The organism is Streptomyces anandii JCM 4720 (genome assembly GCF_014650655.1).
In the GTDB taxonomy this organism is placed as follows: domain Bacteria; phylum Actinomycetota; class Actinomycetes; order Streptomycetales; family Streptomycetaceae; genus Streptomyces; species Streptomyces anandii.
Window position 1 is genome coordinate 120,061 of record NZ_BMVJ01000018.1, and the last position, 11,708, is coordinate 131,768.

Below are 11,708 nucleotides of genomic sequence, written 5' to 3' on the forward strand. Positions count from 1 at the left end.
GGACGTCCATGCCGAGCATGTGACCGGTGCCGTGCAGGGTCCAGCGGCGCTGGAGGCCCAGCTCCAGGACCCGCTCGACCGGGCCCTCGACCAGGCCCCACTCCACGAGCCGCTCGGTGAGAACGCGCTGGGCGGCGTCGTGGAAGTCGCGGTACTTGGCGCCGGGCTTCACGGCGGCTATGCCGGCCTCCTGCGCGTCGTACACCGCGTCGTAGATCTTCTTCTGGACCTCGGTGTACGTGCCGTTGACCGGCAGGGTGCGCGTGACGTCGGCGGTGTAGAGGGTGTGCGTCTCCACGCCCGCGTCCAGCAGGAGCAGGTCGCCGGAGCGGACGGGGCCGTCGTTGCGCACCCAGTGCAGCGTGCAGGCGTGCGGGCCGGCGGCGCAGATGGAGCCGTAGCCGACGTCGTTGCCCTCGACGCGGGCCCGCAGGAAGAACGTTCCCTCGATGTAGCGCTCGCTGGTGGCCTCCGCCTTGTCGAGGACCTTCACCACGTCCTCGAAGCCGCGCACGGTGGAGTCGACGGCCTTCTGCAGCTCGCCGATCTCGAACTCGTCCTTGACCAGACGGGCCTCGGAGAGGAAGACGCGCAGCTCCTCGTCGCGCTCGGCGGTCACCTTGTCGGTCAGCGCCGCCTCGATGCCGGCGTCGTGGCCTCGGACCACGCGGACCGGGCCGGTGGCCTCGCGCAGCTTGTCCGCGAGCTCGCGCACGTCCGCGGCCGGGATGCCGTACAGCGCCTCGGACTCGGCCAGGGAGTGGCGGCGGCCGACCCACAGCTCGCCCTGGCCGGAGAGCCAGAACTCGCCGTTGTCCCGGTCGGAGCGGGGCAGGAGGTAGATCGTCTCCCGGTGGCCCCCGGCGGTGGGCTCCAGCACGAGGACGCCGTCCTCGGTCTGGTTGCCGGTCAGGTAGGCGTACTCGACGGAGGACCGGAAGGGGTACTCGGTGTCGTTGGAGCGGGTCTTCAGGTTGCCCGCGGGGATCACCAGGCGCTCGCCGGGGAAGCGCGCCGACAGCGCGGCGCGGCGGCGCGCGGTGTGCGCGGCCTGCTCCACCGGCTTCAGGTCCCGCAGCTCGGTGTCGGCCCAGCCGGAGCGCATGTTCTCGGCGAGCTCGTCGGACACGCCCGGGTACAGGCCGTTCTTGCGCTGCTTGATCGGCTCCTCGGACTCGGCTTCCTCCGGGATCTCCGGGGTGAGCTCGTCGGCCACGGTCTTCCTCCTCGGTACGGCACTGGACCACCCCCATCGTACGGTCGTACGGAAGGGGGCCCGAGGCGGAAGGACCCATTACACGGTGTTGCGGAGCCGCTGCCCGGGGAGCGTCGCGGGCACGCCCGGGGGCGCCTAGTCGAAGCGGGCCGCCAGCAGCGCCACGTCCTCCGCGCCGTCGGTCGCGTCCAGGTCGTCGGGCAGCATCGCGCGCAGCACGTGGTCGGCGACCGCGCCCACGTCCGTGCGCAGCGCGCGCGGGACGGTCGCCGCGGCCTGGTGCAGCCGGGCGAAGGCGCGGTCCGCCGGGTCGCCGGTGCGGTGCAGCAGCCCGTCGGTGTAGAGCAGCACCGTTTCACCCGCCATGACCTGGAACTCCACGCTGGGCGCCTCCCAGCAGGCGAGCATGCCGAGGGGCGCGGACACCGAGGTCTCCACGAACTCGGTGCGCCGCTCGCCGAGCACCAGCGGCGGGCAGTGCCCGGCCCCGGCCAGGGTGACGCGGCGCAGCGGGGGCTCGCAGTAGGCGAACAGGGCGGTGGCGGAGCGGGCGGGCTCGGTCAGCCGCAGCAGCAGCTCCAGGTCGGACAGGACGGCGACGGGATCCTCGCCCTCCATCACGGCGTAGGCCCTCAGGGACGCCCGCAGCCGGCCCATCGCGGCGACGGCGCCGGGCCCGGAACCGGTGACCGAGCCGACCGCGAGGCCGAGGGCCGCGTCGGGCAGCGGCAGCGCGTCGAACCAGTCGCCGCCGCCGCGCGGTCCGGTGCGGTGCCGGGCGGCGAGCTGGACGCCGGGGACGCGGGGCAGCCGTGAGGGCAGCAGTTCCTCGTACATCGTCGCCATGCACGCGCGCGTGCGCTCGCCGTCGAGCAGACGGGCCAGGTGCTCGGTGGCGAAACGGACGTAGAGACCGGCGAGATGGCGCTGCCGCTCGCCGGGCTCGGCGGGCTCGTCGTAGAGCCAGACGGCGGCGCCGAGGCGGCCGGCGGCGTCCGTGGACAGGCGCAGCGCGTAGCTGGCCGCGTAGCCGAGGCGGGCGGCCACCTCGCGGTGGCGGGGGTCGAGACCGTCCTCGGCCAGCAGGTCGGGACGCACCACCTCGCCCTCGCCGGCGGGCAGTCCGGCGGCGGTGTCCAGGAGGGTGCCGTACGGCATCGCGCTGCGCGGCACGGTCTCGATGTGGCCGAGGTCGGAGCGGGCGAGGCCGAGTCCGATGGTGGTGTCGGGGCCCAGCCCGTCGCCCGGTTCCAGTACGACCAGACCGCGCCGGGCGCCCACCAGGGCGGCACCGGCGCGCAGCAGTTCCCTCAGTGCGGCGTCGAGACCGTCCGTGCGGGCCAGCCGCTCGGTCAGTTCGTGCAGGGTCGTGAGGTCGGAGACCCAGCCGGCGAGCCGGTCCTGCAGAAGGGCGCCCGGCGGGTGGGCGGCGTGCGCCGGGTTCGCGCTGTTCGGGACGGCGGCGGTGGAGGTACCCGGGGTCCCGGGCGCGGGCGCGACAGTGTGTGCGGGAGCGGGAACCGTGGAATCGATTCCGGCCACTTTCGGAGGGTGCGGGGCGTTCATGGCGTCCGGCTTTCCGACCGGTGCGTACTGCTCAAAAGCATCGCAAACCCCCATGTCATTCTGCGCCGCCGGCAGTGTCTCCACATGTACACGCACTCGTGAGGGGATGTCCAGCATTGTCCTGCCGGGTTTCCTGGTGTCAGAGGGGCAGTCGGGGTGTTCTCCCCTACCCCTTGCGGAATAACAAAGTTGGCTTGAAACTGCCTCGGGTAACGGCTTATTGCGGTCGACTGGGTTTGCTCCACAGAGCGTCACAGCGGTCGTGATGGGTACGTACTCGGAAGAAGGCCAGGGGTGGTTGGGGGCCACCCGGAACCTGGTGCCGGACCCGGGCGTCCTATCCACCGACGACCGTGCCCCATCCTCGCGTGATGGCGGCGGAGAGCAGAACGCGCGACGGCAAATCGCCATGCTCCGCCACCCCACGCCACGCCCATGCTTCTGGTAGACGCAGTATGGACGGGGCTGCCGCGGAAGCAGCCAATGCTCGGCCCATAGGGGTTCCCCGTGCCTGAAGGCAGGGGTGTGATGCGCCAACAGGTACGCACAGTGAAGTGATCGACACATGGTGTGATGAGGTCCACGGTGTTGCCAGCGGTGCAACGGAAAGGACGAGCGCTCATGCGCGAGATCCCCGGAAGGCGACGCAGGCTCCTGTCCCGCCGGAGCGACGGGAGTTCCGAGCCGGTCGGCGCGGCCCTGACCTTCGCGACCGAGTGGCAGTGGCCCGTACTCCCGGGCGTGGCACCCGATCCGCGGCGGCCCGGCCGCTGCGGCTGCCCCGACCCGGAGTGCACGGTGCCCGGTGCGCATCCCTTCGACCCCGGCCTCCTCGCGGCCTCCACCGACGCACGCATGGTGCGCTGGTGGTGGACCAACCGCCCGGCCGCCCCGATCGTGCTCGCCACCGGCGGCAGGGCGCCCTGCGCGGTGAGCCTGCCGGCCCTCGCGGCGGCCCGCGCCCTCGAGGCGCTCGACCGCGTCGGGATGCGGCTCGGCCCGGTCGTCGCCTCGCCCACCCGCTGGGCGATCCTCGTGAAGCCCTACTCCATGGAGCAGTTGGGCGAACTGCTCTACGCCAAGGACTACGTCCCCGGCTCGCTCCGCTTCCACGGCGAGGGCGGCTACCTCGCGCTGCCGCCGTCCGCGACCGGCGCGGGGCCGATCCACTGGGAGCGCGCGCCGCTGCCCGGCTCCGCGTCGCCCTGGGTGCCCGATGTGGAGGCCGTGGTGGACGCCGTGGTCGAGGCCCTCACTCGTACGGGTGTGAGCGCGCCCGAGTTGTAGGGGTGTCGGGCGCGCGCGGGACGGCGCGCCCGTTCTGGCCGTTATCTTCCCTTTATGTTGCGTCGTTCCGGGGGCCGGGCCGTCGTCCGGGATCCCCGAAGAGTCCGCCTGCTCGCTCTGATGGGCGTGGTGTCGTGCGCCGTCGTACTTCCGTTCGCCGTGGCCTCCGCGGGCCAGGTGGGCGAGCGGGGCGGGGCCGCCGGCCTCCGCGCCGCGTCCTCCCCGGGAGCCGTCCCGCCCGGTTCCGCCGGGCGGCCGCCGGACGCGTGGTCCCGCCCGCGCGGTGACGACAAGCTGCCGTCCGCGGCGCCCGGCGAGTCCCCGCTGCTGCTCGGCCTGGGCCTGGCCACCGCCGCGCGTTGCGGGCCCGAGGTCAGCTCCCCCGACGGAGTCGAGGCGCAGACCTGCGTGCTGACCCAGGGGGCGGACACCTGGGCGCGTACGTACTACCGCAACACCACCGGGGAGCCGCTGGACGCCGACCTGACCCTGATGGGCCCCGGAGACCGGACCGTGCGGATGCGCTGCGCGGTGGACGGCGACGACGAACCGGAGACGTGCGACACGCCCCGCGAGCACACCCGTGGGATGCCGGCGGACTACTCGGCCGTCTCGGAGTTCGCCGGGCGCGGCGAGGGCGGACCGATGCTGCTGCGCTCGGGGAGCGGCACCGCGGACGCCGGAGGGGGCGGCACGGGAGACGTCGGCGGGAGCGGCGGGAGCGACGACAGCAATGCGAACCGGTCCGGCAACTCCGCGGCGCGAACCGGCAGTTGACGGCCGGCCGCGCTCGGTGAGCGACGGCGCACATGGAAAGACCCGGTTGCTGGCGACGGGGGATGCACCAGCAACCGGGCTACTGGAACGGTAACAAGAGATCGGCGGTTCGCAAATTCGAACTCGGCTTTCCGGTCACCGCGCGGGCTCTCTTTCCGGACACCGACTCCCTTTCCCCGCACGGGAGTTGTGAATGGAGTCACTGGCTCCGGATGCCCGCCCCGGCTGACCGGCCGGTCAGCCGGGTCCCCGGTCCGGCCGGAGCGCGGCTCAGCTGAGGGTCACCTGCCGGTTGGTCAGGCCGCCGCGGGCCCGGCGCTCGTCGGGGGTCAGCGGCGCGTCCGCGGCCAGCGCACCGGCCAGCCGCTCGGCGAACTCCGCGGCCGGCTTCTCCACGTCCTCGGCGCCGACCCCGCTGGGCAGGTCCCACACCGGCACCGTGAGGCCGTGGGCACGGAAGGAGCCGACGAGCCGGGTGCCCTCGCCGAGGCTGGAACCGCCCGCCGCGTGCAGTCGCGCGAGCGCGTCCAGAAGCTGCTCCTCGGCGTGCGGCATGACCCAGCGCAGGTGGTTCTTCTCCGGCGTCTCGCACCAGTACGCGGCCTGCACACCCTGCAGCCGCACGGTCGGAATGGCCGCCGCGTTGGCCCGCTCCAGGGAGGCGGCGACCTCGGGCGTGGCGTTCTCCGCGTCCGGCACCCAGAACTCGAAGCCCGAGTGCACCACCGGCTCGAACGGCGCCGACAGGTCGAGCAGGTCCTGCAGCCGCGGACCCTCGGCCGGGGCGCGGCGCCCCTGCACCGGGGTGCCGGGCTCGGCTCGAAGGGCGCGCTGGAGCGTGTCGGCCAGGTCGCGGCTGATGTCGCCGGACGCCGTGTCGTTCTGCAGGCCGAGCAGGACCGAGCCGTCGTCCCGGCGCAGCGCGGGCCAGGCCATCGGCAGCACGGTGGCCAGCGTGACGCTCGGGACGCCCTCGGGCAGGCCTTCGCGCAGGGTCAGCGCGGCCGTGGCGGCGGGGACCAGCTCGCGCAGCGCCACCCAGTCGCACTCGCCGGGCAGCGACTCGAACGGCCGCTGCACCAACTCGGTGGCCGCGTGCGCGGCGGCCCGGCCGTGGCACGCCTTGTAGCGGCGGCCGCTGCCGCAGGGGCAGGGCTCGCGGGCGCCGACGACCGGGATCTCTTCGTCCGTGAGCTGCGGGCGCTTGGCCTTCGTGTGGGGTCGCTTCTTGGCCATCTGGGTGTCTCCCGGTTACGGCTCGTCTCGTACGGGCGGGAGCCTAGCCGTTCGCACCGTCAACGACCGGAAGCTGTGGACGGCCGCGGAGCGGGAGTCTCAGTCGAGGTCGTCGAAGGCGTCCGCGAAGTCCAGTCCGGGAAGGGCCGACACCGGCGGGGCGGCGATGCGCGCGGCGAAGTCGTCGCGGCGGTGGCCGGCGTCCGGGTCGTGCACGTCGTCGTGGACGACCACCCACACGGTGACCTCGCCGTGCGCGTCGTCCCGTACGCCCCAGTCGTCGCAGAGCGCGGTGATGATGTTCAGCCCGCGGCCGCCGTGCGCGGTGACCGAGGGGGTGGCCGGGGACGGGCGGGTCGGGCCGCCGCCGTCCGTCACCTCGACGACCAGTCGGCCGCCCGTGTCCACCTGCCACGCGGCCCGCACGTCGCCGTCACCGGCCAGGGCGTCGCCCAGTGGCCGGCCGTGCTTGCAGGCGTTGCTCAAAAGCTCGGAAAGGATCAGTACGGCGTCGTCGATGACCGATTCCGCCACGCCACCTCTGCGCAACTGATCGCGCATCCGGTGTCTCGCTTCCCCCACGCCCGCAGGGCCATGGGGAACGGCCATGCTCGACGACGTGGGCACCTCCTGTGCCACCACCAACGCCACCCCCGAGACCTCCTTCGCCCCACGCCACGGTGTGGATGCCCCATTGGCCTGAACCGGAAACCGGCCATGAGCCGCCCGGCGACGCATTCACCGCGATCGAACACGTAGCGAACGCGCCGGAGCACTCCCTGTGATGACGTGACTGGAATTCGTCGGTGTGGCCGAAAAGGGAGGATGGTGCAGCCGACCGCGCCGGTCAAGGCCCACGACGGATCGTGGCCGATCAGCGGCCGGGCGGCGACCTGTCGGCGACTGATCACGGCCGCTCGGCGACCGGACAGGGCCGCTTGGTGACCGGACGGGGTCGTACGGTGACCGGATGCGGCCGGGAGGCGACCGGGCGGGGCCGAGTGGTGGCACGTTTCAGCGGCCGAGCTGACGCAGGACCGCGAGCGGGCGGTTGGTGATGATGGCGTCGACGCCCAGGCGGGCGCAGAGGTCGACGTCCTCGGGGTCGTTGACCGTCCACACGTGCACCTGGTGACCGGCGCTCTTGAGCCGCTCGACGTACGCCGGGTGCCCGCGCACGATCCGCATGGAGGGCCCGGCGATCCGGACCCCCGCGGGCAGCCGGCCGTCCCGCAGCCTGGGTGAGACGAACTGCATCAGGTAGACCGTCGGCAGGGCCGGCGAGGCCGCGCGCACCCGGTGCAGGGAGCGTGCCGAGAAGCTCATGACGCGCACCGGCGACTCCTCCGGCGACTCGGGGGCGTCCAGGCCGAACCGTTTCAGGAGCACCAGCAGCCGTTCCTCGACCTGCCCGGCCCACCGTGTGGGGTGCTTGGTCTCGATGGCCAGCTCCACCCGCCGCCCCGCGTCGGCGACGAGCTCCAGCAGCCGCTCCAGGGTGAGCACGGAGGTGTCCTCGGGGTCCTCCGGCCTGACCTCCCAGTCGGGCTCCTCGTCCCGCCCCCGCCAGGCGGCACGCGTGCGCACCGAGCCGAAGTCCAGCGCGGCGAGGTCGGCGAGCTCCAGGGCGGAAACGGCTCCGCGGCCGTTGGACGTACGGTTGACGCGGCGGTCGTGCACGCAGACGAGATGGCCGTCCGCGGTCAGCCGTACGTCGCACTCGAGGGCGTCCGCGCCGTCCTCGATCGCTTTCCGGTACGCGGCCAGCGTGTGCTCCGGGGCGGCCTCGGAGGCACCGCGGTGGGCGACGACTTGGATGTGGCACTGCTGCCGTGCGTGGGTCACCGCGTCATGGTGCCACCGCGACGGGGTACGCGTGACGGCGAACGGGCGTCGATAATGTGTCTGTTTCATGTGAGATGACCAATATAAAGAATGACCCAGGACCCACAGCCACCGCTTATGGTGCTCTGACGGCCCGTGGGAAAAGCTGACGGCGTACACCTGATTCATCTGCGCCTCGCACCTGCCAGCCGAAGCACGCCGGGTCGTCGGCAGGCATGAGCGAGCGTGACCGAGTGCGACCGACAACGACAGCCGTGGATCGAGGAGAAGAGCTGTGAGCACCGAGAACGAGGGCACCGCGGTACCCCCGGCCCCGTCCGCACCTCCCGTGCCGGTGGAATCCCCCGCAGCTTCCCCGCAGCCGCCCGCCCCCGAGGCCGGCGCGCCCTTGCCCCCGCCTCCGAGCACGCCCCCGCACACTCCGGACCGGCAGGAGCCGCCGGCCTACGGCGCCCCGGCCCCGCAGGCTCCGGCCCCGCAGGCTCCGGCCCCGCAGGCTCCGGCGCCCCTGGCCTCCGCACCGCACTCCCCCGGCCCCCAGGACCCCGGGCCCTACGGCCAGAGCTCCCCGGCGGACGCCTCCTGGCCGCCCCCGCCCCCCGCCACGCCCTCCTACGCCGGCGCCGGCGCCGGCGCGGGTGCCGCCGGGGGCGCGGGCGGCGGCTCCGGCTGGGACACCACGTACCAGCAGCCCGCGCCCAAGCCCGGCGGCCGGCGCGGCGGGCTGGTCGCCGCGGTGCTGGTGGCCGCGCTGGTGGCCGGCGGCCTGGGCGGCGGCATCGGCTACACCCTGGCCAGGAACGACGACAGCGGTTCCACCACCGTCTCCGCCGCCGACACCGGCGCCTCCCAGGTCAAGCGCGACCCGAACTCGATCGCGGGCGTGGCCGCCCGGGCCCTGCCGAGCACGGTCACCATCGAGGCCGAGAGCAGCAACGGCCAGGGCGGCACCGGCACGGGCTTCGTGTTCGACAAGCAGGGCCACATCGTCACCAACAACCACGTGGTGGCCGACGCGGTGGACGGCGGCAAGCTCACCGCCACGTTCCCCAACGGCAGGAAGTACGACGCCGAGATCGTCGGCCACGCGCAGGGCTACGACGTCGCGGTCATCAAGCTCAAGAACCCGCCGTCCGACCTCAAGCCGCTCACCCTCGGCGACTCCGACAAGGTGGCCGTCGGCGACGAGACGATCGCCATCGGCGCCCCCTTCGGCCTGTCGAACACGGTGACGACGGGCATCATCAGCGCCAAGAACCGCCCGGTCGCCTCCAGCGACAGCAGCGGCGACAGCAAGGCCTCGTACATGAGCGCCCTGCAGACGGACGCCTCCATCAACCCGGGCAACTCCGGCGGCCCGCTGCTCGACGCGCGCGGCGCGGTCATCGGCATCAACTCCGCGATCCAGTCCACGGGCGGCGGCCTCGGCAGCTCGGGCCAGTCCGGCTCGATCGGCCTCGGCTTCGCCATCCCGATCAACCAGGCCAAGTACGTCGCCCAACAGCTGATCAAGACCGGCAAGCCGGTCTACGCGAAGATCGGCGCCTCGGTGTCCCTGGAGGACTCGACCAACGGCGCGAAGATCACCGACCAGGGCGTCAGCGGCTCGGCGGCCGTGGAGTCCGGGGGCCCGGCGGACAAGGCCGGCCTCAAGCCCGGCGACGTCATCACCAAGCTCGACGACCGGGTGATCGACTCCGGCCCCACCCTGATCGGCGAGATCTGGACCCACAAGCCCGGCGACAAGGTCACGATCACCTACGAGCGCGGCGGCAAGGAGCACACCACCGAGGTAACCCTCGGCTCCCGCGTGGGCGACAGCGGCTGACCCGTTACTCTTGTCCCCGCGCCGCCGACCACGCGGCGCGGGGAGGCGTGCCCGAGCGGCCTAAGGGAACGGTCTTGAAAACCGTCGTGGCAGCGATGTCACCGTGGGTTCAAATCCCACCGCCTCCGCGCAGGTCAGCGTAAGAGCTGGTCAGAAGGGGTGCCCCGGTCGTCGGAGCACCCCTTTCGTGTGCAGACTGTCTCACCCTGGCTCACCCGTGTCCCACCTCTGACCAGTGCGTATGTGCCATCTGTGGGCCAACGGCAGTGCCTGGTCTCGATCCCCGGTGTGTCGTTGAGTCAGGTCAGGGATCGACGAAGCCCGTCGGACGGCGTTGGCCCGTTCATTAGAGTGAGTCGCATGGACATGCGGAGGATCGTTGCGGTGCTGACCGAGGAAGCCGAGCAACAGATCCATGACAAGGTGTGGGTACTGGCTCCGAGTGAGCGCGCCCTCGCTCTTGAGACTGAGGCCGGCCTGCGCAACGTTGTCGGGCCGCCGGACGTCCAGGAGGCATTGCCGCAGATCGACCGGCTCGAACATCTGCGGGAAACGCTCGCCGTCCTGGCGATCTCCCTCGCTCGCACTCACGGCCGCCTGGCCTGGTTCCTCTCCGGTGCTATCAACGCGCTCGAACCGATCCTGCGCTGGCGTGCCCTGCCTGCCGATCGCGGTGGCACCTTCGGAACTGTCTTCGCGAGTCCTGAGGAATACACGCAGGCGGAGGAGGCCGTCCGCCAGCTCCAGGAGTGCCTTGCGTTGATCGCTGCCAAGTAAGTCAGGGCCGGTCTCCCTCATCGAGTGCGGCGAGCGATGAGGTTGTTGGAGTGCTGCTGACCACCCCTGAGGATCTTGGCGTAGAAGCGGTAGAGCACGGCGATGCTGTGGCCGGCCCTGGCCGCGACCTCCGCAGGGTCTGCCCCCGACTTGATCCAGACGGACGCCCCGGCGTGTCGCAGGGAGTACGGCACCGCTGCGAGCGCAGACGCCGCCTTGCGGCGAGAGAGCGCGGCTTTGCGTGTTCTCAGCCGCCTCGCTCCCGTCCAGCCTGAGCGAGAGAGCCTCCAGGGCAGGACGTAGAAGGGAAGGGTCCTCCAAGTCCTTGACCTCCACCGAACGGGCGGCGGCGGGGCAGGTGCGTCACTGACGGCTGTTCAGGCGAGGGCCCCTCGGTTGAATTGTGATCTCAGCTGGGCGTGTTGCCTGATCGTCGACTGATCCGGAATGAATCATTTCCGCCGGTGTTCCGGTACCGCCAACGGGAACGACACTCGCGATCCGCCCGAAGGAGCCCCGATGCGTCTGAGCATCTCTCGTATCGTCCCCACTCTCATGGGACTCACTCTCGCCGCTTTCGGCGCCGTTACGTCACCCGCTGGCGCACAAGCCGCCACACCGGGTCCGGACCCACTCGGAGTGTCGCAGTCGGCTACGGCGCCCACCAAGGCAATGCACGGCACTCCCTCCGCCGGGGCAAGCAGAACCACTCGTGGTACCAGCCGGTCTCTGACTGTGGACGTGACCAGCTGCAGGGAGAGCGACCTGCAAACCGCGATCGGCGCTGTCGCCACAGTGGGCGGCACGGTCAACCTCAAGCGGCGTTGCACCTACACCCTCACCGACGCCACACCACCCAACGACGACAACGGGCTGCCGGTGATCAGGAACAAGGTCACGATCAACGGACGCGGCGACACCATCACCCGAGCCGCAACCGCGGGCAACTTCCGTTTCTTCGAAATCGACGGCCCCAACGGGAAGCTCACTCTCAACGCCCTGACCCTCAGCAACGGTCACGCGTCCAGTGGACTTGGCAACGGCCGGGGCGGTGCGATCTGGCTCAGTGGTGCCGGTTCCGCACTGACGCTGAACGACAGCAACCTCACCACCAACACCGCCGACACCTTTGGCGGGGCCATCGACAACGACAATGGCGCGGTGAGTGTCAACAGG

Annotated in this window: 10 protein-coding genes, 1 tRNA gene and 1 pseudogene; 6 read left to right on the forward strand and 6 right to left on the reverse strand. The window is 71.9% G+C overall.

Translation table 11 applies throughout. From position 1 onward, the window contains the following. Both IE249_RS27285 and IE249_RS27290 read right to left on the reverse strand, forming a co-directional pair. Nucleotides 1-1,216, reverse strand: a 1,216-nt coding sequence (locus IE249_RS27285; RefSeq protein WP_229859371.1) for an aminopeptidase P family protein, incomplete at its 3' end; no start/stop codon positions are given. A 135-nt stretch (nucleotides 1,217-1,351) separates the two neighbouring features. Beyond that, nucleotides 1,352-2,899 carry a PP2C family protein-serine/threonine phosphatase gene (locus IE249_RS27290; RefSeq protein ID WP_189708885.1) on the reverse strand — a complete coding sequence of 516 codons (1,548 nt, stop codon included), beginning with the start codon at nucleotides 2,897-2,899 and terminating at the stop codon, nucleotides 1,352-1,354. A 504-nt stretch (nucleotides 2,900-3,403) separates the two neighbouring features. Here IE249_RS27290 and IE249_RS27295 point away from each other — a divergent pair. After that, the gene (locus IE249_RS27295) at nucleotides 3,404-4,069 is read left to right on the forward strand and encodes a bifunctional DNA primase/polymerase (RefSeq protein ID WP_189708887.1); all 666 of its coding nucleotides are present in this window, start codon (nucleotides 3,404-3,406) and stop codon (nucleotides 4,067-4,069) included. 54 nt (nucleotides 4,070-4,123) lie between these two features. Next, nucleotides 4,124-4,846 (forward strand): hypothetical protein, encoded by a 723-nt coding sequence (locus IE249_RS27300; protein ID WP_229859373.1) that lies wholly within the window; start codon nucleotides 4,124-4,126, stop codon nucleotides 4,844-4,846. Nucleotides 4,847-5,116: 270 nt separating this feature from the next. Here IE249_RS27300 and IE249_RS27305 read toward each other — a convergent pair whose 3' ends face one another. The 3 genes from IE249_RS27305 to IE249_RS27315 form a co-directional block, all read right to left on the reverse strand. After that, nucleotides 5,117-6,082 carry a DUF5926 family protein gene (locus IE249_RS27305; RefSeq protein WP_189708889.1) on the reverse strand — a complete coding sequence of 322 codons (966 nt, stop codon included), beginning with the start codon at nucleotides 6,080-6,082 and terminating at the stop codon, nucleotides 5,117-5,119. A gap of 99 nt (nucleotides 6,083-6,181) precedes the next feature. Beyond that, nucleotides 6,182-6,820, reverse strand: a complete 639-nt coding sequence (locus IE249_RS27310; protein WP_189708891.1) for an ATP-binding protein — start codon at nucleotides 6,818-6,820, stop codon at nucleotides 6,182-6,184. A gap of 276 nt (nucleotides 6,821-7,096) precedes the next feature. Then, on the reverse strand, nucleotides 7,097-7,927 hold the full coding sequence (locus tag IE249_RS27315) for a glycerophosphodiester phosphodiesterase (RefSeq protein ID WP_189708893.1): 831 nt from the start codon (nucleotides 7,925-7,927) through the stop codon (nucleotides 7,097-7,099). Nucleotides 7,928-8,201: 274 nt separating this feature from the next. On the opposite strand from IE249_RS27315, the gene IE249_RS27320 reads away from it, so the two are divergent. From IE249_RS27320 to IE249_RS27330, 3 genes are all read left to right on the forward strand, one after another. Beyond that, complete coding sequence (locus IE249_RS27320; protein WP_189708895.1) at nucleotides 8,202-9,755, forward strand: S1C family serine protease; 1,554 nt, start codon at nucleotides 8,202-8,204, stop codon at nucleotides 9,753-9,755. 41 nt (nucleotides 9,756-9,796) lie between these two features. Further along, nucleotides 9,797-9,883, forward strand: a tRNA-Ser gene (locus IE249_RS27325). A 232-nt stretch (nucleotides 9,884-10,115) separates the two neighbouring features. Further along, nucleotides 10,116-10,532 (forward strand): hypothetical protein, encoded by a 417-nt coding sequence (locus IE249_RS27330; protein WP_229859375.1) that lies wholly within the window; start codon nucleotides 10,116-10,118, stop codon nucleotides 10,530-10,532. Nucleotides 10,533-10,549: 17 nt separating this feature from the next. Here the strand turns inward: IE249_RS27330 and IE249_RS27335 are convergent, their stop codons facing one another. After that, nucleotides 10,550-10,726: a site-specific integrase gene (locus tag IE249_RS27335; RefSeq protein ID WP_189708899.1), complete on the reverse strand. Its 177-nt coding sequence runs from the start codon at nucleotides 10,724-10,726 to the stop codon at nucleotides 10,550-10,552. 541 nt (nucleotides 10,727-11,267) lie between these two features. Between IE249_RS27335 and IE249_RS27340 the strand changes: the two are divergent. After that, nucleotides 11,268-11,708: pseudogene (locus tag IE249_RS27340) on the forward strand (hypothetical protein); the annotation flags it as partial.